This window comes from Chitinophaga eiseniae, assembly GCF_012641265.1.
GTDB lineage: Bacteria > Bacteroidota > Bacteroidia > Chitinophagales > Chitinophagaceae > Chitinophaga > Chitinophaga eiseniae_A.
Genome location: NZ_JABAHZ010000003.1, coordinates 524,804 through 549,653, shown reverse-complemented (window position 1 = coordinate 549,653; position 24,850 = coordinate 524,804). Strand labels below are relative to the sequence as shown.

The window sequence follows — 24,850 nt, the reverse complement described above, 5'->3', positions numbered from 1 at the left end:
ATGGGAAAAATATTGTTTCGTGCCTCGACTATGTTTAATAGCGCTGCTGGGAATTACCCGTATCTTTTTTCTCTTTTTCCATCCTGTCTTTGGCCTGTTTGGCGTTGATATTGGTTTTCAATTCTTTTTGCTGCTGCCAGATCCGTATCTGCTGATCTTTGGTGAGAATAGTACCATCGGGTTGTACATAGGGAAGTACCTGCCTTCGCCACCACTGGTATTTTTTATATTCAAATGCATATTGCTGCCCTTCTTTTCTTTCTTCAGATTCTTTTCGTTTAAATAAGCCAAGGAAGCCCCGCTTTCTTTCGGAATTATTTTTTACATCCAGTATCTCATCTTCTTCCACTGGCAATTCTTTTCCTTTCCAGTAGTCATTAAAGGATTTTTCAATGACAAAAAAATTGACATTCGGATCATCCATCATTTTGATCCAGTCAGGAGCTTTGGTACTTTGGCGGGCATGTTGCTGCGCAGGCGATGCTATACCGGGAAGCAAAAGCGCCACCAGTAAAACATAGCGCCACAGCGGCCTTTTTACGGATTTTGTTTTCATTTGTATTGGTTGTTGTGAGTGGATAAATACAATTTTCAAAAGGCCAGAAAATACCGGTCGTCTTTTTCATAGATCACCGGCTCCAGCTGGTAAACAGTTTGAATGTTTTTTGTGGTAAGTACTTCTTCCCGGCTTCCCTTCGCTATTAGTTTCCCCTGATGTAACAACAGGAGGTTGTCGGCAAACCGGGCAGCGATATTTAAGTCATGCACTACGCCAACGATCAGCAGGTTGGGTTGTTGCAATAACCGCTTCAGCAGTTCCATCAGCTGAAACTGGTAATGCACATCCAGGAAAGTGAGTGGTTCGTCGAGAAATAAATAACGGCAGGTATCAGGAATGGGCTCCCATATCTGTGAGAGGATACGGGCAAAGTGTACCCGCTGTTTTTCTCCTCCGGAAAGGCTCATATAGTCCCGGTTGGCCAATGCTTCCAGGTCGAAAAGCTGCATCGCTTCCCGGCAGTATTGGATATCCTTGTGGCCGGGGTTTTCCCGTACATGGGGGTATCTCCCCATGATCACTACCTCCCATACCTTTAATGGAAACGACAATTCCTGGTGCTGAGAAAGCGACGCGCGTATACGGGCCAGCTCCTTGCATCCAAATGTGGAAATGTTTTTATCAGCATACCGGATCGTACCGGAAGAAGGCGGGATTTGCCCGCCTATCGCTTTTAATAAAGTAGATTTTCCTGCCCCGTTAGGACCTATTACCAGGTGCAGTTTGCCGGCATCCAGTTGCATATTGACAGATTGCAACAAGGGATGGTTGCCTGCTACATAGGTCAGATCAGATACTACCAACATCAGTAATAATATTTTTTTCTCCTTAAGAGATAGATGAAAACAGGTACACCGGTAACGGAAGTAACAATACCAATCGGCAGTTCGGCGGGGCGCAACAGTACTCTCGCAGCAATATCGGCCAGGCTTAACAGGATGGCGCCAGCCAGTGCGCTGCCAATAAGCAGGTAACGATTATCGGCCCCTTTCCAGATCCGCATCAAATGAGGAACTACCAATCCTACAAAGCTGATCACGCCAGAGAAGGAAGTGACCACGGCCACCATGATAACGTTGATAACCAGTATCTCTCTTTTGAGCCGTTGAACAGCCACACCTGCCAGCATGGCTTCATCCTCACCCAGTATCAGCAGGTTCAATTGTTTGGCATAGGAAAGGGAGCGCCAAAAGCAGATCACCAGTACTATAGCAGTAATCGTCACCGCATGCCAGTTGGCGCCGGAAAGCGTACCCAGGTTCCAGAAAGTAATGGAGCGGGCCTGCGGATCGCGCGCTAAATAAGAAAGAAAGCCGGTGCCACTGAGAAATAACGCATTTACCGCAATTCCCATCAGCAACAGGGTTCCGATGGCTGCTTTCCCTGTCTGTTTTTTTTCTGATAAGCCCAACACCAGGAAAGTGGCTACCATAGCGCCAACCGCTGCTGCAATAGGCAGTGTCCATTCTCCGGCATTAAAATGCAGCGATGCCCCTAATACGAAATAGAGCGCTGCTCCAAAAGCAGCGCCACTGGAAGTGCCTATCAGTCCTGGTTCCACAATGGGATTTCTGAAAAGCGCCTGTAGCAACACCCCGCCTACAGACAATGCCGATCCGGCCAGCAAGCAGAAAAGTACTCTCGGTAAACGTATCTCCATAAAAATGCGTTCATGTAAAGAGAGATCGCCGTACCCGGAGATGGTTTTACTGATAGCATCAACTATTTCACCGGTACTGATGTTAACAGCGCCGTAGCAGGCAGATAACAATACCGTTACTATCAATAATGCTATCAGGATCGGATACACGCCATGATATTGTTTATTTACCTGCATGTATCAGTTTTTGAAAACCCAGCACATTGGCGCCTGTACGTGGCCCCAGGTATACAATGTCGTGTTCTTCTATCCTGTAGATGCGATGATGCAATGCTGCTTTGGTGCCTGAAACGCCTGGCAGTTCTTTTATTTTTTCGAACGTACCCAGCCTGTCATAACCGAAGTCAGTTAGCAGGATTACATCAGGATCTGCCTGCGCAATGAGCTCTGCTGATACCTGTTGCATGCCTTTGTCGCCATCGATGGGAATACGTCCGCCAGCCCATCCTATCAGCTTAGCGGCCGTGCTTTTTTGCGTAAGCGCCAGGTAGATATTCATGGCACGTCCAAAATGAATGATGACTACCTTGGGGGTATCGGTATATTGATGCACGTTCGTTAATGCCTGGTTCATTTCTGCATCCAGTTTTTTACAGAGACTGTCGGCCTGTGGTTCTTTATGGAAATAAGTGCCCAGCTGCTGTATCATGGCTTTAGTCTGTGCAATGGTAAATACGCTGTCCATAAAAGTTTTCATAGGGACTTTCATTTGTTCCAGCTGGCGCATCACATTTTCCGGCCCTATGTTATTGTCGTGTATCACCAGCGTTGGATTTTGCGCCAGTAGTCCTTCTGCACTTAAGGCGCGGTGATAACCTACGGTGGGTAATGCTTTGATAGCAGGAGGGTAGGTGCTGGACAGGTCTACTGCTACCAGGTTCTTTTCGGCTCCCAGGGCATAGATCACTTCATTGTATTGTTTGGATAAACAAACAATGCGGGTGCTGTCGTTATGCTGTCGGGTCTGATGACCAAATCTTCCGCAGGAAGTAAGCAGTATCATCACCCATGGAAGAAGTATAGTTTTTTTCATGGCTAGAATTTATAGTTGAGATTAAACCCGCCATACCAATTGGCTTTATAGGGACCGGGTAAATAAATATTGGGAGCCGCACCGCTGAAGTTGGCATTCAAAAATACCATGGTGTAGTACCGGCTGCTGGTGAGGTTGTTGCCGCCAGCAAATACATCCAGCTGGAAATGCTGACCGATAGCATGACGGTAGCCTAGTTTGGCCTGCAATAACGTATAGGCGTCTGCATAATGCTGATTGTCGTAAGTAATCGGCATCTTGTCTACAAACTGCCAGGTAGTGTTCAGGTAAACGCCCCATTTGGAGATGAAGTCCACCCCTGCATTCAGGAGTTGAGGAGGTACGCCGGAGGCCTTGTTGCCGCTGTAGTCAATAGTTTTGGTATTGTTGTTATTATCGCTCCGGAACTGTTTATAGGTAAAACTGGAGTAGGTATAACTTACAAATGGCCGTATGAGGGAGAATACCCCCGTTTGTACAGGCTGTATCGTGTAGGCTGCTTCCGCTTCTATACCACGGTTTTGTTGCCCTCCGGCATTGGTGGTCATAGTATACAGAACGGTGCCGGTATTGTCTGTTACTGCCTGTGAGGTCAGCTTATCTGTTATCTCCATATCAAATATTGCTACCTGGAACGACAGGTGCTTATGCAACAGCGTGCCTTTGGCGCCGGCTTCATATTGTATGGATTGTTCGGGCCGCAGGCCTGTATTTACCTGGCTGATCTGCGGAATAACTACCTGTCCGGATGTGGGCGGGGAGTAGCCTTTGCTGATACCAGCATATACCGATACATTTTCATTGAGCGATTTCAGTACGCTGATCTGCGGTGTAAGTACCGGGGTAAATGTTTTATGGCCCGACTGGTCCTTATGTGCAGGATTGGCACTGTTGGTGAGACGGTCGGTGATGCCGTATTCAATGTAGTTATTGCTTATGCCGGCGGTGATCATAAATCCCTGCGGCAGTTTCAATTCCCATTGTGTGAAAATGTTGTACTGCATGGCCGACAGTTCGATGTCTCCTGTGAGGGCACCGGTGACATTATTAGACAGCCCATAGCTTTTTTTGAAGGAGTTTGTTTTCTGTAGTTCGGCGCCTATGCTGCCGCTGAGGGTAATAGTTTTGCCGGTGAAATTGAGTCCGAATGCGGTGCGGACGCCTATGTTCTGGGCCAGGTTGCTGGACAGACCCACGGCAAATGCCTGCGATTGTTTATACCCCGTAAACCAGGCGCTGGTCAGGTTGTTAACATGTGTGGAAAACTGGTAGTGATGAGAAAGCCCGGCGCGGTAAGATTCGAAGGCTACATAGCCTTTGTTTTTCAGATAAGGTACTTCCCCGGTATCTTTTCGCTGTGCAAACTGTATGCTGTCCAGTTGCCCGGCCAGCTGATCGTTGGAATTGTTATAGGCTGCATACACAGAGAATGTTTGTTTATCATTGCTGTGAAAGTCGCCGATGAAGGAAACAAAGTCTTTTTTAGAGCCGCTTTGTATGCGGTAGCTGTCGTAGTTTTGATGGCCATAGTTGAGCATCACGGCCGATTTTTCATTGGCATATTCTACCCGGGTGTTGGTTCTAAAGAGGCCATAGCTCCCGGCCAGCGCTTCCTGCGAGATACGGGTGCCGTAGGTGGCTGGTTTCAGGGTATACATTTTTAATACACCACCAATACCGCTGCCATATAAGCTGGAAGCGGATCCTTTAATGACTTCCACTTTCCCCAGTATGGAGAAATCAATATCATCCAGGATGGTGGTGCCTTCTGCATCGGTAACGGGAATGCCGTTCAGGTAAGCCTTATAGCCGGTGCCATTGAAATTGGTACCGTTACCATATCCACGGATGGTAATGCGCTGTCCGCCGGACATGGTTCTTTTTTCCATGCGTACACCGGGCACCAGGTTCAACGAATTTTCAAGAAAGAGGCCATCGTTGCGGTGCAGGTCCTGCCGGGTGAGTACGGCCACCGATTTAGCCTGTTGCAGGTTATTGCCCGACTTGCCGGCATAAACCTTTACTTCATTCAGGTTGTACGATGCTGCGGTAAGCCCGATCATCAGCTGTGTACTGCTGTTTTTAACGGCCACTGTTTGGGATTCGTATCCCATGGCAGTTATTGTTAACATGCAGTTGGGACAGTCTACAGTGAAACGGCCGCTTATGTCTGTGGAAGACAATAGTTTGCCATTGGAATACAGGCTGGCGCCTTTGACCGGCGTTTGTGTGTACAGATCATATACGCTACCATGCGTTGACTGCCGGGCATAGATATGGAGTGACCATACTGTTGCCAGTAAGGAATAGACCAGGATTTTCATCAGGGTATTAATTTGGGTTTTTGTGTAAGGGTTTTACCGTGTATACAATGCCGTTAGGCATAGCCACGCTATAGCCGGGGAGTAAATTTTTTCATTGTTTATATGCGATTTGATTAATTACATGGATAACAAAATTAAAAGTTGATAAAGGCAACTTGTACCAGTTCATTTGTTCACAGTAAAGTCAGGTTCACGGAGTCTTTGATTTATAGAAATATCTTGCTGTGTGCTGGCATGTCACCATTACATTAGTGCTCAAGTCTTTCTTCTCGTTGTGCTGATGGTTCTGGCCTGTTATAGGGTTACTTTTCCCGTGGTACTCAGGTATTTTAAACAGGATTTTTACGTTGATTGCTTAAACTCGCTTCAGAAATTGGTCGTTCGTATCTAGATAAAGTTAATAAAAAAAATTATCTGAATATCCTCTTTTATTCTTTGTTTATTTTTTATGACAATAATGCGTGGTTTTGAAAAAGCGATTATCATGTAACTGTAACCGATATTTAGCTGAAGTCTGTAGCACGCCAGGTTATTTTGACTATGAAGAAATAATGAGGTGGTGCAAAGGGATTTTTTTAACTTGATGCCATGGGATATATTATTGCTCCGCTTACACGAGATGTTCCAACGGTAGCGGCCTTGTCGGATCTGATTATTGAAACAGTGTCCCATGGTGGATCTGTGAGCTTTATGCATCCGCTGGCGCCGGAAGTAGCGTCGACATTCTGGGATAATGCGCTGGCTGCGGCTAGTCGTGGAGAAAGGGTTATACTCGGTGCTTTTGATCAACAGCTCCTGGTAGGTACAGTTTCCCTACTGCTGGATTGCCCGCCCAATCAGCCCCACCGGGCAGAGATCGCAAAAATGATGACCCGTGTGAGCCACCGGGGTAGGGGCATTGCACGTGCGTTATTGGAAGCCGCAGAAAAGATGGCGGTAGAAAAGGGACGTACACTACTTACGCTCGATACTGCAGAAGAGGAAGGCGCCGCTTTCCTTTATGACAGCATGCAGTATCAACGGGCCGGCTTTATTCCTGATTTTGCGCTAAAGCCGCATGGTGGCCTCACCGGCACGATCATCTATTTTAAGCGTATCGGAAAATAACCGGTTGCTTTTGATTGTTATCAGTCAAGCGGCAGCTTAACATAAAACGTGGTTCCTTCACCGGGGATGCTTTCAAACCAGATAGCGCCGCCATGGGCTTCGGTAATTTGTTTAGAGATGGCCAGTCCCATTCCAAACGGTCGTTCCCCGCTGGTGCCGGTTCTTTTGGCTTCTGTAAACAGATCAAAGATCTTGCTTTCCATGGTGGGAGGGATGCCAATTCCCTGATCCTGCACGGATACGGTAACGTGGTCCGATTCGGTTCTGGTAAAGATATCTATGTTGCTGTTGTGTGGACTGAATTTAATGGCATTGGAGAGCAGGTTGCTGAATACCCGCCACATTTTTTCCCGGTTGATGTTAAGTATCAGCCGCATGGTTTGTAATTCAATACGCTGTTGTTTTTCCAGGGCTTTGAGTCGCACCATGTCAACCGAATAGCGCAGCAGCTCGCTGAGGTCTACGGGTTCTTTTTGTAGTTCGTACTGTACGCTATAATACAAGAGGTCATTGATGAGGTGCAGTGAGCTATGTCCCGACGATTCAATCATTTTCAGCATGTTCCGGTCTTTTTCCTGGTGATGCTTGTCGGCAAGCATAATGGAACAAAGGCCGGTAATGGCACCTATTGGATTTCTGAGGTCATGGGCCACTACTTTCATGATCCGTGTATTTTCTTCATAGCTCTCTTCCAGTGCTTTGAGTGTTTCCATGGTCTGGCGGTTTTTTTCCTCTACCTGTTGGTTAAGGGTAATCAGTTCGGCTACATTCCTGCGGGAGCGCTGGAGATTTTTCCAGAGTAAAAAGAGGATCAGGATAGTTAATATAGAGAATATGATGGCTGCCAGAAGATATACAGTTTTGAGCTGATTGTTTTTATGGAGGAGGGTTATCTGGTACTGTTGTCCTGCATCCCTGATACCTGCCTCCAGGTCAGCTGCTTTTAATCCGGCCTTTACGTTATTCAGGGAATCCCGGAGCTGGTAGTAGCGTTGACTATAGCGATAGGCGCCGGCCAGGTCGCTGATGGCGTCATTGTAGCGCCATTTCAATTCATGCCATCTCAATCTGACGTTATCGTTTGAGATGCTTTTGCCACGTTCAGCGCGAAGGTCTTGCTCAACCTGGTCGAGCAATGCAGAGGCAGCGGGCAGACGGCGATAATCGAGGTAGAGCCGGATCAATTTGATTTTGGCAGTTTGTGCATCTTCAACAGCGCCGCCATCGCGGTCGTTGAGCCGGATACTTTCTTTAAGATACTGTTCTGCCATCTCAAAATTTCCTGTCCTGGCATAGGTGCCTCCCAGGTTGCCGTATACCACTCCCAGCGCGGTTTCCGCGAATTGTTTTTTATGGGGGAATTGAATGAGCGCATCCTGGATGAATTGTTCTGCTTTTTTATAATAGAAAATAGCGCTATCCGGCATGCTGGCTCTTTCAAAACAGAGTGCGATGGAGTTCAGGGCTGACTGGGGATGGAGAAAGCGATTGTCGAAATCGCGTGCTGCACCTGCTTTACAGTGCTGGAACTCTGAAAAAGCCTGTTTGAAATGAACAATGGCTTCCAGGTATTTTTCCTGGTTGTATTCAGTAAATCCGAGTTTACTGCTGAACCGGCCGTAGTTGCAGGTATCGAGGTGCTTTTGGACAAATTGCCTGCCACTGAAATAGCTCTTATATGCCTCGGCATATTGTTTGTCCACGATACTCAGATCGCCCTCTACGTACAAGGTGCTGGCATATTCCATAGGATACATCTCTTCCTTGCCTTTCAGTACCAGGAACATGCTGTCGAGGTTTGCCTTTGCCAGTGGAATGTTTTTGGTGTAAAAGATATAAAGGTCAGCCAGGTGGTTGTATTTTATCCAGCGATCATGAGGGCCCGGATCCTTCAGCCTTGCGTATGCGGAGTCCAGGAAATGCGGAACGTCGTCCATTTGCCCGGCAACAAGCATACTATCCGTAGTTGATGAAATGAAATCAACAATCTGGGGATGGTCAGGATTATCCTTTTGTTGTTTACAGGCGGCCATCAAAAGGAAAAAAAACGCCACCAGGCATACAGACCGGTATTTAGAAAGTTTGGCGGATATGGTGCTCATACCTGGTACGGCCATTTGGAGTAAAATAAGTGTAAAAATTGGGTTGATGTATAAATATAATAAATGTTAGCGTTCCTAAGTTCACAATTTATAAAGGAAACCTTGGGCTGTTCAGGGAGGCTATGGAGGGATTTTTGAGGCCCTGGCAATTCCCCGCAGGTATAGTTTTCGAAATATTCTCGTTTATCTTTGCTGCGTGAAAAATATGATGATCGGCTTACTGTTCGCGATGTTATGGGCATCGGCGTCTGTAGCAACAAAAATAGGGATCCACTCGGCTCCTCCATTGGTTCTTGGCAATGTTCGTTTTTTTATCGCAGGCTTTGTCCTATTGGGTTACTGTTACCTGGTAGGCCGGGATAAGCGGTATCGTATGCCCAATGGGGTTGAATGGCGGCAGCTGGCTATTTTTGGGGCTTTAAATACTACGGTTTACCTGGGACTGTATGTGTATGCGATGAAATACATTGCCGCCGGAATCGGTAGCCTGGCCACCTCCACTAACCCGCTGCTGATCGTATTGCTCTCCTCCTGGCTGATGGGGCGTAGGCCCGCAAAAGGGGAGATATGGAGTATTGTCATCGGGATGGCTGGTATCGGGCTGGCCACCTATCCTTTGCTCAACGGCGGAGGTACCAGTTTACCAGGGGTGGCAGTATTAATGACCAGTATGGTGGCAGTGTCCTTTGCCAGCGTGTACTATGCCAGGGTACCATGGGCGCTGCCTAATCTTTTGATCAATGGCTGGCAGGTAACATTGGGTGGCCTTTTTCTGCTGCCGTTTACCCTGGTGTTCAGCGATTTTTCGTCAGTACATTTAGATGGCAGGTTTATTTATTCAGTGCTATGGTTAAGCCTGGCGGTATCCGTAACTGGTTTGATCTGCTGGTTTTATTTACTGAAGATAGATACGGTCAGAGCTTCCCTATGGCTTTTCCTTTGCCCGCTTTTTGGTTTCTTTTATGCCTGGTGGCTGCTGGATGAACCTATTACCTTATATACCGTGGCTGGTACCCTGATGGTGATTGCCGGGTTGTATATCGGGCAGCGGAAAAAGCTGCTCCGGAACTGATTACCTGACCCGGGCAGAGCTTTACAGCAATATAAAATTGGGCTGCACAGAAATAAAAAATGATGTTTATTCCCGGTAGTTTTGCATTGTAACCTTAAATAAAATTACAATGAGCAAAACAATTTTAATTACAGGGGCAGCCAGCGGATTTGGAAAGATCGCAGCATTTGATTTGGCCGGAAAAGGACACCAAGTGATTGCTACCGCGCAGGTTTATCCACAGGTGAGCGATTTGATACGCGAAGCAAAAGAGCAGGGAGTTGATCTTATTGTTGATAAACTTGATGTAACTAATTCCCGTGATATTGCCTATATCCATCAAAAGTACGATATCGATATTTTAATCAGCAACGCCGGTATTATGGAAGGGGGCCCCATTGCAGAGCAGCCAATAGAATTGATTCGTTCCATGTTTGATGTGAATGTATTTGGCGGATTAGAACTGGCACAGGGCTTCATCAGGAAATTTGTTCAGCAGAAGAAACCGGGAAAAATTGTATTCACTACTTCTATGGGAGGTCTATGGACAGTTCCTTATGTGGCCGCTTACTGTGCTTCGAAACACGCAATGGAAGCCATTGCAGAAGGACTGAAAACAGAATTGGCCGCTTTTAATATCAAAATTGCTACCTGTAACCCCGGCGTATTTGGTACCGGGTTTAATGACCGCGGTGTAGACAGTATTTTCCGCTGGTATGATCCTGCCGTCAACTTTACGCATTTATCCGTTTTTGATGGCGCTAAAGAATCACTGGCCAACCAGCTCGATCCGCAGTCGATGGCTGAGTGTATTGTGAATGTTGTATTAGATGATAACGCCAATTTTAGAAACGTACATCCAAAAGAAACAGCAGATTTTATAAAACAGCTGCAAATAGATGCCTGGACCGCAAAGAGCTAACATTATACCCAAAAAGCAGAGGTGGAAATCTGTGTTTTTTCTCCCACATAAATTAAAATGGAATAAGATGAATATCACTTATAACGAAGCATCCGGTGTATTGAGTGCTGCAATAGCGAAAGCAAAAACATTAGGGGTGCCCGTTAGTATAGCAGTAGTAGATACAGGCGGGCATTTGGTTGCTTTTGCAAGAATAGACAGTGTCTTTGGCGTGGTGGAGTTTGCCATAAAAAAAGCAAGAACAGCGGTTATGTTCGGTGTTGACAGCGAAGTGATGGGATCCATTATTGCTGGTGCAGATATGCATGGATATGGCATGATTAATTCCAACGAAGGCCTGCTGACAATTGCCGGCGGCGTTGTTATTAAAAATAAAGACGGTAATATTGTCGGGGCTATTGGCTCATCCGGGGGAACAATAGCACAAGACAAGGAAATTGCAATAGCCGGTGCTACTGCCATCCATTAGAATTCAGGATATTTGTAGTATGGAAGCAAAACGGGAAATAATATTTGACAGGTTAGTGTACTCCTGTGTATTTGAAAAACAAAGAGGGTACGAAGAATTCTATCCTGACCATTTCTTAGGATTTCAATTGTCCGGGGAAACACATGTTTTCCATGATCAGGGTAGTACCGTGATTAGGGAAAATACGGTCGTATTGGTTAAGAAGAACCAGCTGATCCGGACAATAAAATATCCTTCAAAATCCGGAGAATATAAATTTCTTTCTATTACGCTGGATGAAGAAACATTGCAGCAATACGCCCTGGAAAATAAAATTGTTGTGAAAAACGGGTATGAAGGAAAGCAGCAGTTGTTTTTTGAACCCAATGATTTTTTGCATAGTTATTTTATTTCCCTGGCTCCATACATCAATAAAACAAAAGAAGCAACGCCCAGGCTGGCAGATTTAAAAATCAGGGAGGCTATTGAGCTGCTGCTGCAAAGCAACCCTGATTTTAAATATATCTTGTTTGATTTCACGCAGCCTTATAAAATAAATTTAGAGGAATTTATGAATCATAACTACATGTTTAATGTTCCGGTTGAATCGTTTGCCAAGCTTACCGGGCGTAGTGTTTCAGCATTCAAGCGGGACTTTTCCAAAACTTTTAATTGCGCGCCAAAACAATGGCTGCGGGAAAAACGTCTTGAGGAAGCGTACTATTTAATTAAGCATAAGCAGCAGAAACCAGCTGACTTTTATTTAGACCTGGGTTTTGAAAACCTGTCTCATTTTTACTCTTCCTTTAAAAGGAAATTCGGGTTAACTACTTCAGAAATGAAATAAATTAATTTTTTACACATTAGTAGTTGATGAAGAAAGAAAGATTAGATGCGATTACTGACGGTATCCTGGCTATTATCAGTACGTTGATGCTCATGGAAATTAAAATACCGGAATTGTCTCTTGACCATTTACCAGGTATTTTATATCAGGTCCTTATTTATGCATTGAGTTTTGTTACGGTCGTCATCATATGGCTCAATCATCATCGTATTACTTTGCATAAAGAGAATATAGATATTAATTCCGTTTGGATCAACTTTGGCCTGCTTTTCATGATCTCATTTATTCCTACTGCAACGGCTCACCTGAGCGAGTCGTTTTCTGACAGGTCGAATCATATATTTTATGGTATCATTACAACCCTAATTGTGTTTTTTTATGCTGTTTTTCAGCAGCGTATCACAAGATCGGAAAAGGGGAAAGGGGTTCGTATTGACAAAAAAATGAGTTGGTCGGTGATGGTATTATATTTTTTAAGTATTCCTATGAGCTACCTGAGTGTTTACATATCAGGAGGTATTTTTCTATTTGTACCAGTTTTGTATTTTATTCAAACAAAAAAAGGGGTAAATTTTTAGCAATATGGACAGAATGGTATTTGTACAACAATTGCAAGCCTGGACAAAGGGAGAAATATCGCAGGGAAAATGGATGCTGGCCATTTCATTGTTGCTGGTTCCCGTTGTAATATCCTTATTTAGAGGTAGTGGAGGATTGTCCCGGGGTATGTTGATTCCAGTATGTTTACTGCTGGCTGTCAACCTGGGATATGGAGGCTACCTGGTATCAACTAGGGCGAGTCGTGCAGACAAAATGGCGGAATGGTTTGAAAAGCAGGGAGAACAGGTCATAACGCAGGAATATGAAAAAGCCAAAGCAGACAATAGTACTTATATAATACTGAGATCTATATGGGCAGTGATGGCAGGGATTTGCGCTTTGTTGTCCGTATTTCTTATAAGGGAATACCCCAGGGGGCTGTGTCTTGGTTTTGTGGTATTGTTTGCCGGACTGTTGGTAATTGATACTTTCCTTCATAACCGGGTCATTCATTTATTGGATGGATTACGGCAGGTACTTCCACAGATTTAAAATTACTTTATTGTCTCCGCAAATGAAATATCTAACGCGCACTGTCTGGATACTCTCCATCATCAGTTTACTGACAGACATAGCCAGCGAAATGCTTTATCCCATTATGCCCATTTATTTAAAAAGTATTGGCTTTTCGGTACTGCTGATTGGCATTTTAGAAGGGGTGGCAGAGGCAACCGCCGGGTTAAGTAAGGGATATTTCGGAAAATTATCTGATCATGCCGGCAGGCGTGCGCCGTTTGTTCGATTGGGATATACGTTTAGCGCCTTATCGAAACCTATGATGGCCTTAACCGTATATCCATTATGGATATTTCTTGCACGTACAGTTGATCGTGCGGGTAAGGGTATTCGTACAGGGGCAAGAGATGCAATGTTATCAGATGAAGCAACACCAGCAACTAAGGGCCGCGTTTTTGGCTTTCACCGTTCCATGGACACGCTGGGAGCTGTAATTGGACCGGCATTGGCCTTGTTGTACCTATGTTTTTATCCGGCTGAGTATCGTGTACTGTTTCTACTGGCTTTTTTTCCCGGAGTGCTGGCCATTACCTGCTCTTTTTTGCTGAAAGACAAAATAAGACCCAAAACAGCGAACGGCACACAGGTCAGTTTTTTTTCCTTCCTGCATTACTGGAAAAGTAGCCCTGTTGTTTATCGCCAGCTGGTGGCGGGATTACTGATATTTACCTTGTGCAATAGTTCAGATGTGTTCCTGCTACTGAAAATGAAACAAGAAGGATTAAGCGATACAGCTACAATCGGCGTATATATTTTTTACAATATGGTATATGCCATTGCCTCATTTCCGCTTGGAGTGCTGGCGGATCAAATAGGATTAAAGAAGATATTTGTTGCGGGGTTATTGTTATTCGCTATAGTATACGCCGGCATGACTGTTGCCCATGACTGGTATTGGTATGGGTTGTTGTTCTTCCTGTATGGACTATATGCCGCGGCAACTGAAGGCATATCCAAAGCGTGGATCAGCAATATAACCAGTAAAAATGATACTGCCACCGCTATTGGCACTTATGCTGCATTCCAAAGTGTTTGTACGATGTTGGCAAGTTCCCTTACCGGTTTAATATGGTTTAAGTTTGGTGCAGGTAGCGCACTTTTGACTACAACGGTGATTGCAGTCATGGTGGTGATTTACATTTTAATTACCATTCCTGAACCTGAAAGCATGTAGCACCTTTTTCTCCAACTATTGGATAATATTTGCAATATTCTCACTATTCCAGCCCTTTTTTTTGCCTCGTTTGGGTTGTTGTTTTGTAGGGCTAAAAATTAATAACATGCTTACCAGCCTAAATGACAAAGCAGCCATCACTGACGACCAGGTGCAACAATTCCGAAACAACGGACATCTGCTTACTCCTCATCTCCTGTCAGCCGATGAAGTAGCTGAATGCAGAAAAATAATCAATAATGCTGCTTATAGGTATAATACTGAAAAACGCCCATTGGCAGAAAGGGATACCTATGGTAAGGCATTTTTGCAGATAATGAACCTTTGGGAGGTAGATGACGCGGTACGGCAATTCACACTGGCCAAACGCTTTGCCCATGTAGCAGCAACTTTACTCGGCGTGCCCAATGTACGTATTTATCATGACCAGGCACTATATAAGGAGCCTGGCGGCGGGTTTACCCCCTGGCACCAGGATCAGTATTACTGGCCGCTGGATACGCAGAATACCGTTACCATGTGGATGCCTTTGATTAATATTTCTGAGGAAATGGGTATGTTGACGTTTGCATCGGGATCACATAAAGAGGGCTTTACGGAAAATATACCCATATCTGACGAGTCGGAGGCCATCCTGGAACAGTTTATTAAAGAGAAAGGGTTTGCCATCAGCCGGCCTCCCTATATGAGCGCCGGGGATGCTACCTGGCACTATGGATGGACCTTACATGCTGCGCCGGGTAATAAAAGCGAGGTCACCAGGGAAGTGATGACGGTTATTTATTTTGCAGATGGAGCATCTGTAACAGCGCCTCAGAATAAACACCAGGAAAACGACAGGAACCGCTGGCTGCTGGGGCTGGAACCCGGTTCGCTGGCTGCGTCGGAGCTGAATCCCTTGGTACTCTGACAGTAGTTTCTCACGGAAAGCAGGCACTCCGCGCTATTCTGCTATTGATCTGAATTGATTTCTATAGCTGAGAGGCGCTATCTTCAGGCGCTGTTTAAAGGTTTTATGAAAATTGGAAATATCATTGAATCCACTTTCAAATCCAATATCAGCAATACTTTTATTGGTATTTAACAGTTGTTTTTTTGCAAAGTCAATCCGGTAATCGTTCACTACTTCCATAAATGTTTTACGATTCACTTTTTTGAAATACTTGCAAAATGCGTTAGGGGTCATATTGGCTTTTTTAGCAGCCTCGTTTAATGATACTTCCTGTTGGAAATTGTCAACAATATAGCCTACAACGCTTGTTAATCGTGCCTTTTCTACTGCGGACATAGATGCATAGACTGATTGCCCGTCCAGTAGCAGGTGCGGAGTATTGGTAGCCATTGTATGCAGTAGGGCTAAGAGCATCAGCAACCGCTGGAAAGAGGAAGGCTCTTGTTGCAAGGCCGTGAGCGCCTGTTTCAAATCCGGTATGTTGCCGGTAAACTGCAATCCAAAGGCACTTTTCTTTAGCAGCGCTGCTATCTGGCTTAGTTCAGGTTTGTTGAAAAAATCTTTTCCCATACAATCATCCCTGAATTGAATTACTATAGAACTGGATAGTTCTTGTGTTGAGGAGAGGTCTGTTTTCCAACAATGTGGTAAGTTCGGCCCAAGCAATACCAGGTCGCCTGCAGTAAAATCGCCAATATGACTACCTACATAGCGTTTGCCGATACCGCTGAGTATCAACGTTAGTTCGTACTCCGGATGAAAATGATAGGGCGCTGAAAATTGCTTTGTTTCAAATTTTCGCACAAAGAATGACTGATCACCAGGAGCAGTAATGGATTCAAACGTGGCCTTCATGTATCGTAGTTTTCAGGTCTTACCACGAAAGTATCTATTTTTTAATAGAAAGGTTACCATTTTAGACAACGATAAATGGTTATTCCGGCTTATTTAAAAATGGTTTCAGCAGGTCTATCGGTATCGGGAAAATGGTAGTAGAGTTTTTCTCTGTAGCAATTTCCCGGAGTGTTTGCAGGTAACGTAAGGTGAGCGCGCTGGGCTGTTCGCTCAGTACTTTGGCGGCATCGGAGAGGCGTTGAGAGGCCTGGAACTCGCCTTCCGCGGCTATAATTTTGGAACGCCGTTCTCTTTCGGCTTCCGCCTGCTTGGCCATGGCCCGTTGCATTTCCTGCGGGAGATCTATCTGCTTTACTTCCACATTGGAAACTTTTACACCCCATGGCTCCGTGTGTTTATCGATGATTTGCTGCAGTTTCAGGTTGATCTTTTCCCTTTGAGAAAGAAGATCATCAAGGTCCGATTGCCCCAATACACTACGCAGCGTGGTTTGCGAGAGCTGGGACGTAGCTATCAGGTGATTTTCTACTTCTATAACGGACTTGTTGGGTTGGATTACGCGGAAATATACAACGGCATTTACCTTCACAGATACGTTATCCTGGGTGATAATATCCTGCGAGGGTACATCCATGACTACCGTACGTAGACTTACCTTTACCATCTTATCGATGATGGGTATTAAAAGAACTAATCCGGGGCCCCGTACACCATCCGGCGCCACCAGTCGCCCCAGGCGGAATACAACACCACGTTCGTATTCCCGCAGAATGCGGACGGCATTGGCAAGCAGGATGACTGCAAAGAAAACGAGAACAATTATCCATGTAGAGTAATATGGTAACATAGCACTACTGTTTTATATCAGGTAATTAAGTGTCCAACAACCAATTTAAGATGCTTCACCGCAATGATCCGTATTCTTTCTCCCTGTGCTATTTGTCCCTCAACAGATTCTGCTTTCCATATTTCACCACGTATCATTACATTTCCGGATGGATTCAATATTTCCAAAGCCTCGCCGGTCTCACCCAGCATGGATTCTACTCCTGTAGCTGGTTTGGCCCGCTGAGCCCTTATCCCGGCGCCGATTATAAACAGGAAGAAAAGCGTGGTAACAGTTACCGCCGCAATGATCACGTTGAGCGATATTTTGACGGATTCCAATGCAGAGTCGGAATGTATCAGCATGAGGGAACCAACCGATAGGGAAACGATACCACCGATCGTGAGCATACCATGACTGACAATCTTTACTTCCAGCACAAAGAGTACAATAGCGAATATAATCAGCGCCAGACCAGCATAATTCACAGGAAGGGCCTGCATAGCGTAGAAGGCTATCACCAATGCTATTACCCCTACGATACCTGGTAATATAGCGCCGGGGCTATACAGCTCGAATAGTATGCCGTAGAAACCCAGTAACATCAGGATATAGATAACATTGGGGTCAGTAAGCACTGCTAAAATTTTTTCCGTCAGGCCCATTTCCAATTCCTGTGTTTGCGCATGCATGGTATGTAATATCTTTACACCGGCTGCTGTGGTAACACTTTTGCCATCGATACTGTTTAACAATTCTTCCTGGTTGGCGGCTACCAGGTCTATCACATTTTTTTTCAGGGCTTCATTTTCTGTAAGTGAAAGGCTCTTTCGAACCGACTCTTCTGCCCACTCCAGGTTCCTGTTTCGCCGGGAGGCTATTGACCGGATAAATGCCGCTGCATCATTGGTCACTTTTTCGCTCATCACCGTATCCAGGGCCTGCAATCCCACCGGATGCGCTGCTCCGATATTGGTGCCGGGTGCCATCGCCGCTATATGTGCTGCCATGGTCACAAAAACGCCTGCAGAGCCTGCATGTGAGCCGCTGGGTGCCACATATACCACAACAGGCAGAGGAGCTTCCAGCAGGTCATGTACAATGCGGCGGGTGGATTCCAATAATCCACCCGGAGTGTTAAGATAAATTACCAAACAGGTGGCCTTCCCGCTATTGGCCTTGTCGATGCTATGACGAATAAAATCTGCAGATACAGGATTGATGCTCCCGTCGATCTTTATCACAAATACCTTTTGTGCCAAAAGCATTGACGGAACCAGGAAAAACAATGCGAAAGAGATAAGAGCCTGCTTCATAAAGTAAAGTATAACCCGGATGAAGCGAAGTGGTATTACTGGTCAAAGTTACGCCTTTTTAGGTCTATTTTGCTTTAAAGAACATAATGCGGCGTTTAACGGGCATATAAAAGAAGTTGCAAAACTTGCGGGTATTTATGAGCCTATCAAATTTTCACACAAAAAGGGTAATAAAGATATTGAGATTTTAACCGAAGTACGCATGGATAACCTCCCATACTTGCCGCCGTTCTTTTGTCCCAATGAATTTTTAGCCGGTACACCAGTTGTGTTGATGATGAAAATAAGCGGTCATAAAAGTCTAAGGGATTTCTATAGCATTAGAATTACTCGGGAAGAAGCCGGTTGAAAATCAAGGAAATATGGGAGCAGAGAGGTGATTTAGGGATAATGGCCAATCAACTCCAAAATGTTGTTTAATATTGCAGAAAGTCCTGGATGTTAAAGTGAAAGCATTGCTTATTGTGGATTAAATATTGCCTGCCTGGGCTACATCCTTTATAAAGTGATATTAGTATTTTATTATAATTAATTGATTATTAATAATTTGCAGCCGGATAGTCTAAATAATGAAAGGGAACTGCTTTTGCGGATTGCCCAAAATAATGAAAATGCATTCGCTGATTTTGTCCTTCGGCACACCGATAGGCTGTATTCTTATATTTTAAAGATTACTAAGTCGGAACAATGGGCAGAAGAGCTGGTGCAGGATGTTTGGATGCAGGTATGGCTTGCGAGGAAAGATTTTGCCCTGTTGGAAAATCCGTTGGGCTATTTGCATAGGATGGCTCAGAACAGGGCGCTGGACTGGATCCGGCGAAATAAACGTGACCTGAAGATTCAATACTTCCTTCAGCAACAGCTTAATACTGATCTGGTAAATCCAATCATTGAAAAGGTGGATTATGATAACATTACGCAGCTGCTCCACCAGTCCATTACCCAGCTGCCTCCTCAGCGCAGGAGGATCTTTGAACTCAAGCAGTCCGGCCTGAGCTATGAGGAAATAGCTACTCAATTGAAAATATCCAAGAATACGGTCCGCAACCAAATGGTAAGCGCCCTTTGTACACTGCGGGAATACCTTAAGCAGCATGAGGTTGGCCTTTTTTTATTTTTTTGTTACTTTTTTTTATAACTGAATAGTCCTTCCCTTTAATTTGTTCGCTATATATAGTAGAGGTACATGGAAACAACAAAAGATCATATAGAGCATCTCTGGAAGAAGTTTCTTTCCAACGAGGCAACAAAAGCTGAGGTGGAAATGCTATTGGAATATATTGATACAGCTTCAGATGGCGATCCAGACTGGAACATTATTAATGAGGGGTTTTTGAAAGAAGATGTTCTTCAGCATGGTTTTGTTGGCATGGATGACGATCAGAGGGAAAATCTGTTAAGAAACCTTCGGAAAACTACGTCAGTAAATAGTGATCCTCCGGTTCATCGGGTACATTTCCTTAGAACCAGTTGGCTCAAATATGCTGCTGCTGTTCTTTTAATTTGTGGAGTGGGTGCTTACTTCTGGACTATAAATCGCCACCGTAATGATTTGGCGACAACAAGCAGGAAGAAGCTCTTGCAAACGGATATCGCGCCTGGTGGTGAAAAGGCCGTTTTAACGCTGGCCGATGGTACAAAAATTACCCTCGACAGCGCATCCAATGGTAATCTTGCGAAACAGGGTGATGCTCAGGTAGTAAAACTTGCCAATGGTCAGATCGCCTATGAAGTAAAGGGCTTATCTGAAAAAGACATTTTATGGAATACCATGAGCACTCCAAACGGCGGCCAATACCAGGTTACGCTTCCTGATGGCACCAGGGTTTGGCTTAACGCTGCCAGCTCTATTACCTATCCGGTAGCATTTGTTGGAAAAGAACGGCATGTGAAGGTTAGCGGAGAGGCTTATTTTGAAGTGGCGCAGAATAGAGAGAAGCCATTTACGGTGGATGTAGACGGGAAATCGGTAGTTGAAGTACTGGGTACCAGTTTTAATGTCAACTCATACAGGAATGAGGCAACAGTAAAAACCACTTTGGTAGACGGTGCTGTGAATGTGAAAGCAGGGGATAAAGTAGTGAAACTGCGTCCTGGTCAGCAGGCCGCTATCGGAAACACCACAGGTATAGCTGTCCTGTCAAACGCAGATATAACAAAGACTTTAGCCTGGAAGAATGGCGAATTTAATTTTGATGGGGTTGATCTGCAAACTGTGATGAGGCAATTGGAAAGGTGGTACGGCATCAGTGTCCGGTACCAGGGAACACCACCGGACATTACTTTCCGGGGAGGAATGTATAGGAATGTGAATCTTTCTGTTGTATTGGAGTTTCTTCAGAATATGGGAGTTAAATTCCGGATGGATGGCAAAACGTTAATAGTAACGAATTAAGAAAATATAGGATAGAAACTGCAAAAGATATAGAAAATCAACCAGTAAAAAATCATTATCACCACGAGAGAACACCAGGAATAAACCCGGCCAGGATACAGGACGTATATAATATCAGTAAAGGTTAAAATCTTTTGACCATTATTGACGAGGGCGTCTTATGCCTTACCAATACCGTGGCTCTTTCGAAAATCCCCGCCTGGGGAGAGACTTAAAAAGATTAGGAATTAAAAATATTGCTCAAAATAAAAGGCCAGAGACGTTTGCAGCATCTCTGACCAGTTACCTCAGGCATCTGCCGGGGCAAGTATGGGCAACAGAAACAAAATAGTCGTCGAAGACTGCTTATTAAGCACCCAAACATCACAAATGTATGCCAAAAACTACGATTTGTGGCTGGTCAGCTCGCGGGAGCAACCGCCGCTTCACTAATGTCCTGTTAGTTATGAAATTAAGTATGATCCTGCTGACAGTTGGTTTTTTGAGTGTATCAGCCAAAAGTCTGTCACAAAATGTAAGTTTCTCAGGGAGAAATGTTTCGTTAGAAACGGTTTTTTCATCAGTTAAGCAACAGACGGGGTACCTTTTTCTGTACACCGATCGTCTTCTTCGTGCCGCCAAGCCGGTATCTGTTACGGCTGAAAATCTCCCGCTGGAGAAATTCCTTAAAGAGGTTTTCAAAAATCAACCGCTTGAATACAAAATAGAAGGCAAAAGTATTTTTATTGAAGCCAAACCTGCTGTGGGCGAGCCTGCTGGGCGTCAGGGCATATCGGGAACCGAAGCGCCTTTGACACTCGTTCGGGGCCAGGTCTTTGACCAGGACGGTCAGCCGTTGGTGGGAGCATCTATTTCCAAAAAAAGCGGTAAGGTTGTAACGATTACAGATGCCGCAGGCAGGTTCACTATTGACGCGAATGTGGGGGATGTTTTAGTCATATCTTTTGTGGGATTCAGCACAACAACCATAAAGCTGACATCCGCCACGACAGCGGTTGCTTTGTCTCCCTCCAGTAATGACGATAAAGCATCGCGTTCCCGCCCGGTTGTTACGACAGGTACTGTTGCGAGTGCTGATGGGCAAACCGGAGGTTTGATCATTACGCTTGCCAGATCTAGTTTTAAATTGGATACCAGTATCATCGTTGTAAGCACCGGTTATCAAACTATCTCAAAAGAACGGAGTGCGGGCTCATTTTCCAAGCCGGATATGACCATCGTTAACAACCGGTCTACCAGTATGAATATCCTGCAGCGGCTCGATGGATTGATTCCCGGTCTTACTGTTAACAATGCGCCCAGTTCTTCCCAGAATCCTTTCCTGGTGCGGGGCTTGTCGACTATTGGTATTTACGGGGGAACCAGCCGTAATCCTTTATATGTGGTGGATGGAATTGCGATGGACGACCTGTCTTCCATTAACCCGCAGGATGTGGCGGATATTACGGTTTTAAAAGATGCGACATCAGCTTCTATCTGGGGTGCAAGGGCGGCGAATGGCGTTATTGTTATTACAACAAAAAAGGGCCACGCCAATGAAAAATTGAGAATTAATTACGATGGCTTTATCAGTTTACAGGGGAAGCCGGATTTCAGCGCTATACATGTTTTAAATAGTCAGCAGTATATACAGGCGGCCAAAGATGTTTTTGACCCTGTTACCTATCCATGGAATACGGTATCTACCTATAATCCGGGAAATGTTAACCCATTGCCTCCCCATGAATTGATCCTGTATAATCAATACAGGGGGATCATCTCTGCCGAGCAGGCCAATAAAAGTTTAGACAGCCTTGCCAATATTAATAACGGGTCGCAGATCAAGAACCTGTGGTATCGCAATGCCACGTTGATGAATCACAGTATTGCTGTATCCGGCGGCGGAAACAGTTATTCGTTTTATGGCTCGCTGGCTTATACCAACATGCAAAGCAATCGCCCGGGTGACAAGAACAATCAGTATAAAGTGAACCTGCGGCAGGATATGAACTTTAATAAAAACATCAAACTGTACCTGGTATCTGATCTTACCAATACGATTACTGCTGCCGCCAGGAGTATAGATATTACCCCGTCATTTTATCCTTACCAGTTGTTCAGGGATGCCAGGGGCAATAATATTTCTATGCCTTACATGCAAAGTTTTCCTGACTCTTCCAGGATCGATTTTCAGAACAGGAGCCGTATCAATTTAGATTATAACCCCCTGGATGAATTGAATTATGGCTATACGAAAAGTGATGCTTTGATGGCCCGCCTGGTAGCCGGGCTTACGGTTAAATTATGGAAGGGGTTGAGATTTGAGGGCGTATATGGCTATGTGAAGGGAAGTAACAAAACAACCAGCTATGATGATGCCAAAAGTTACCCGGTGAGAACCGAGTTGCTAAAGTTTACGTCGGCTCCTACAGCATCGTCCACACCTGTTTATTATTTACCTTCTACTGGGGGAAAGTACAGCCTGCTGGATATTGCTCAACGGAATTGGACGGTAAGGAATCAATTGGTGTTTGATCAGTCGTGGAATAATAACGTGCATCAGCTAACGCTGTTGGCGGGCCAGGAGGCCCAGGAGCAGCTGGTGGTGGGCACAGGTAGCACGGTGAGGGGATATAATGAATTGTTGCAGACCTACGGCCCGGTAGATTACAAGACCCTCGGCACCACTGGTGTTACGTCGCCGGTTGTACCCTCTTTTGGTGCAAGCACTTTGCATGACGATGCATTTTCAAAAAATGAGATGCAAACCCGTTTTACCTCTTTCTATGCTAATGCTGCATATACCTATCTGATGAAGTATTCCATTAACGGAAGCTGGCGTATTGACCGGAGTAACTTATTTGGCCTGGACAGGTCTGCGCAAAACAGGCCGGTATGGAGCGTGGGGGGTAAATGGCGTATGAGCCAGGAGGATTTTATGCGTGGGCTGACATGGGTTGACAATCTTGCCTTGAGAGCCACTTATGGTATCACCGGTAATTCACCGGCGCCGGGCACAGCATCATCCTTTGATATTTTGAGTGGATTAAACAGCCCTTTTTACCAGGGTCCTGGGTTGTCGATTTCAACGCCGGCCAATCGTAAGCTGACCTGGGAAAGTACTAAAACGATCAACCTGGGCCTCGATTTTTCCGTATTGAAAAACCGGTTGAACGGTTCGGTAGACGTGTATCAAAAGAAGACCCGTGATCTCCTGGGTTCGGTAACCGAAAATGGTTTCAGTGGTTATCCATTCATGGTAGGGAATTTTGGTACACTGGAAAATAAAGGCGTTGAATTACAGCTTACTTCAGCCAACATTCAAAAGAAAGATTTCAGGTGGACAACCATGTTCACGATGGGCTATAATAAAAATAAGATTACTGAGCTCACGAATACGCAGCCTATCGTAACCGGCGCGGACCAGGTGGCTCAGCAATATCTTGCCGGGTATCCCGCTTTTGCTGTTTTTGCCTATGATTTTGCCGGGCTCGATAATATGGGAGATCCCTTGGTGGCACTGGCAGACAAGACGACTACCAAAGCCAGGAATGCGACGAAACCGCAAGATATTCAGTTTGCAGGAACCTACCAGCCGATCTGGAGCGGAGGGATGTCCAACCTGTTTTCATATAAGGGCTTTAGTTTAAGCATCAATGCCATTTATAACCTGGGGCATGTAATGCGCAGAAATGGATACGGTTTATACACCGGAAGGTTAACAGGTGGCCCTGGCTCTTTTACAGGCAATATCAATTCAGATTTTGAAAACCGATGGAAGAAGCCGGGAGATGAAGCTTTTACCAATATCCCATCGTATGTTTCTTCCTCCTATGTTAGCGGCACGCGGAGAGATCTTAACTACTACATCCTTGGTAAGGAAAATGTGGTCAGTGCTTCCTATATCAAGTTAAGGGATATCACGCTTTCGTATAGCTTGCCCCGGATGCTGGTTAACAGGATCAAGACAGAGAACATCACTTTTCGCGTACAGGTGTCTAACCTGATGTTGTGGAAGGCGAATCATTATGGCATTGATCCCGAATTCCAGAATGCGGTAACGGGATTTACAACGATGCCGGTTAATCAGGGCGCCCTCACCTTTGGGGCACACGTTACCTTCTAACAATTTTAAAATAATGAATGAAGTGCCCATGGTCAAAAACCAACTAACCAACAATGAA

The 24,850-nt window shown here is 45.0% G+C and carries 22 protein-coding genes; 13 read left to right on the top strand and 9 right to left on the bottom strand.

Translation table 11 applies throughout. From position 1 onward, the window contains the following. Positions 1 to 34: 34 nt before the first annotated feature. The 5 genes from HGH91_RS16105 to HGH91_RS16085 are packed head-to-tail and all read right to left on the bottom strand — an operon-like array spanning position 35 to position 5,576. Positions 35 to 556: a hypothetical protein gene (locus HGH91_RS16105; protein WP_168739808.1), complete on the bottom strand. Its 522-nt coding sequence runs from the start codon at positions 554 to 556 to the stop codon at positions 35 to 37. A 35-nt stretch (positions 557 to 591) separates the two neighbouring features. Next, the gene (locus HGH91_RS16100) at positions 592 to 1,365 is read right to left on the bottom strand and encodes a heme ABC transporter ATP-binding protein (protein WP_168739806.1); all 774 of its coding nucleotides are present in this window, start codon (positions 1,363 to 1,365) and stop codon (positions 592 to 594) included. Further along, positions 1,365 to 2,396: a FecCD family ABC transporter permease gene (locus tag HGH91_RS16095; RefSeq protein WP_168739804.1), complete on the bottom strand. Its 1,032-nt coding sequence runs from the start codon at positions 2,394 to 2,396 to the stop codon at positions 1,365 to 1,367. Before HGH91_RS16095 ends, HGH91_RS16100 begins: the two co-directional genes overlap by 1 nt. Beyond that, a complete protein-coding gene (locus HGH91_RS16090; protein ID WP_168739802.1) occupies positions 2,383 to 3,252 on the bottom strand; it encodes a hemin ABC transporter substrate-binding protein in 870 nt (289 codons plus the stop codon). Before HGH91_RS16090 ends, HGH91_RS16095 begins: the two co-directional genes overlap by 14 nt. A gap of 2 nt (positions 3,253 to 3,254) precedes the next feature. Beyond that, positions 3,255 to 5,576, bottom strand: coding sequence for a TonB-dependent receptor (locus HGH91_RS16085; RefSeq protein WP_168739800.1), 2,322 nt, complete (start codon positions 5,574 to 5,576; stop codon positions 3,255 to 3,257). Positions 5,577 to 6,164: 588 nt separating this feature from the next. Here HGH91_RS16085 and HGH91_RS16080 point away from each other — a divergent pair. Further along, on the top strand, positions 6,165 to 6,683 hold the full coding sequence (locus HGH91_RS16080; RefSeq protein ID WP_168739798.1) for a GNAT family N-acetyltransferase: 519 nt from the start codon (positions 6,165 to 6,167) through the stop codon (positions 6,681 to 6,683). Between the two features lie 20 nt (positions 6,684 to 6,703). Here HGH91_RS16080 and HGH91_RS16075 read toward each other — a convergent pair whose 3' ends face one another. Next, positions 6,704 to 8,785 (bottom strand): ATP-binding protein, encoded by a 2,082-nt coding sequence (locus HGH91_RS16075; RefSeq protein ID WP_168739796.1) that lies wholly within the window; start codon positions 8,783 to 8,785, stop codon positions 6,704 to 6,706. Positions 8,786 to 8,990: 205 nt separating this feature from the next. Between HGH91_RS16075 and HGH91_RS16070 the strand changes: the two genes are divergently transcribed. The 8 genes from HGH91_RS16070 to HGH91_RS16035 all read left to right on the top strand — a co-directional run bounded on the left by HGH91_RS16070 (position 8,991) and on the right by HGH91_RS16035 (position 15,253). Further along, positions 8,991 to 9,857: a DMT family transporter gene (locus HGH91_RS16070; protein WP_211092319.1), complete on the top strand. Its 867-nt coding sequence runs from the start codon at positions 8,991 to 8,993 to the stop codon at positions 9,855 to 9,857. Between the two features lie 109 nt (positions 9,858 to 9,966). After that, on the top strand, positions 9,967 to 10,758 hold the full coding sequence (locus tag HGH91_RS16065; protein WP_168739793.1) for an SDR family oxidoreductase: 792 nt from the start codon (positions 9,967 to 9,969) through the stop codon (positions 10,756 to 10,758). A gap of 67 nt (positions 10,759 to 10,825) precedes the next feature. Beyond that, on the top strand, positions 10,826 to 11,227 hold the full coding sequence (locus HGH91_RS16060; RefSeq protein ID WP_168739791.1) for a GlcG/HbpS family heme-binding protein: 402 nt from the start codon (positions 10,826 to 10,828) through the stop codon (positions 11,225 to 11,227). Positions 11,228 to 11,246: 19 nt separating this feature from the next. After that, on the top strand, positions 11,247 to 12,053 hold the full coding sequence (locus HGH91_RS31640) for a helix-turn-helix domain-containing protein (RefSeq protein WP_168739790.1): 807 nt from the start codon (positions 11,247 to 11,249) through the stop codon (positions 12,051 to 12,053). Between the two features lie 26 nt (positions 12,054 to 12,079). After that, positions 12,080 to 12,631: a TMEM175 family protein gene (locus HGH91_RS16050; RefSeq protein WP_168739789.1), complete on the top strand. Its 552-nt coding sequence runs from the start codon at positions 12,080 to 12,082 to the stop codon at positions 12,629 to 12,631. Between the two features lie 4 nt (positions 12,632 to 12,635). Then, positions 12,636 to 13,145 carry a hypothetical protein gene (locus HGH91_RS16045; RefSeq protein ID WP_168739787.1) on the top strand — a complete coding sequence of 170 codons (510 nt, stop codon included), beginning with the start codon at positions 12,636 to 12,638 and terminating at the stop codon, positions 13,143 to 13,145. A gap of 22 nt (positions 13,146 to 13,167) precedes the next feature. Next, a complete protein-coding gene (locus tag HGH91_RS16040) occupies positions 13,168 to 14,343 on the top strand; it encodes an MFS transporter (protein ID WP_168739785.1) in 1,176 nt (391 codons plus the stop codon). Positions 14,344 to 14,449: 106 nt separating this feature from the next. Further along, complete coding sequence (locus HGH91_RS16035) at positions 14,450 to 15,253, top strand: phytanoyl-CoA dioxygenase family protein (protein ID WP_168739782.1); 804 nt, start codon at positions 14,450 to 14,452, stop codon at positions 15,251 to 15,253. A 33-nt stretch (positions 15,254 to 15,286) separates the two neighbouring features. Here HGH91_RS16035 and HGH91_RS16030 read toward each other — a convergent pair whose 3' ends face one another. From HGH91_RS16030 to HGH91_RS16020, 3 genes are all read right to left on the bottom strand, one after another. Further along, entirely contained in the window at positions 15,287 to 16,150 is an 864-nt protein-coding gene (locus tag HGH91_RS16030; protein ID WP_168739780.1) for an AraC family transcriptional regulator, read from the bottom strand. Between the two features lie 79 nt (positions 16,151 to 16,229). Beyond that, a complete protein-coding gene (locus HGH91_RS16025) occupies positions 16,230 to 16,997 on the bottom strand; it encodes a slipin family protein (protein ID WP_168739779.1) in 768 nt (255 codons plus the stop codon). 17 nt (positions 16,998 to 17,014) lie between these two features. Then, positions 17,015 to 18,292 (bottom strand): NfeD family protein, encoded by a 1,278-nt coding sequence (locus HGH91_RS16020; RefSeq protein ID WP_168739777.1) that lies wholly within the window; start codon positions 18,290 to 18,292, stop codon positions 17,015 to 17,017. Positions 18,293 to 18,311: 19 nt separating this feature from the next. Here HGH91_RS16020 and HGH91_RS16015 point away from each other — a divergent pair, with 19 nt between their 5' ends. The 4 genes from HGH91_RS16015 (at position 18,312) to HGH91_RS16000 (ending at position 24,792) form a co-directional block, all read left to right on the top strand. After that, entirely contained in the window at positions 18,312 to 18,641 is a 330-nt protein-coding gene (locus tag HGH91_RS16015; RefSeq protein ID WP_211092317.1) for a hypothetical protein, read from the top strand. Between the two features lie 183 nt (positions 18,642 to 18,824). Then, a complete protein-coding gene (locus tag HGH91_RS16010) occupies positions 18,825 to 19,430 on the top strand; it encodes an RNA polymerase sigma factor (protein ID WP_168739775.1) in 606 nt (201 codons plus the stop codon). 48 nt (positions 19,431 to 19,478) lie between these two features. After that, on the top strand, positions 19,479 to 20,687 hold the full coding sequence (locus HGH91_RS16005) for a FecR family protein (RefSeq protein WP_168739773.1): 1,209 nt from the start codon (positions 19,479 to 19,481) through the stop codon (positions 20,685 to 20,687). Between the two features lie 445 nt (positions 20,688 to 21,132). Next, positions 21,133 to 24,792, top strand: coding sequence for a SusC/RagA family TonB-linked outer membrane protein (locus tag HGH91_RS16000; protein WP_168739771.1), 3,660 nt, complete (start codon positions 21,133 to 21,135; stop codon positions 24,790 to 24,792). Positions 24,793 to 24,850: the final 58 nt, after the last annotated feature.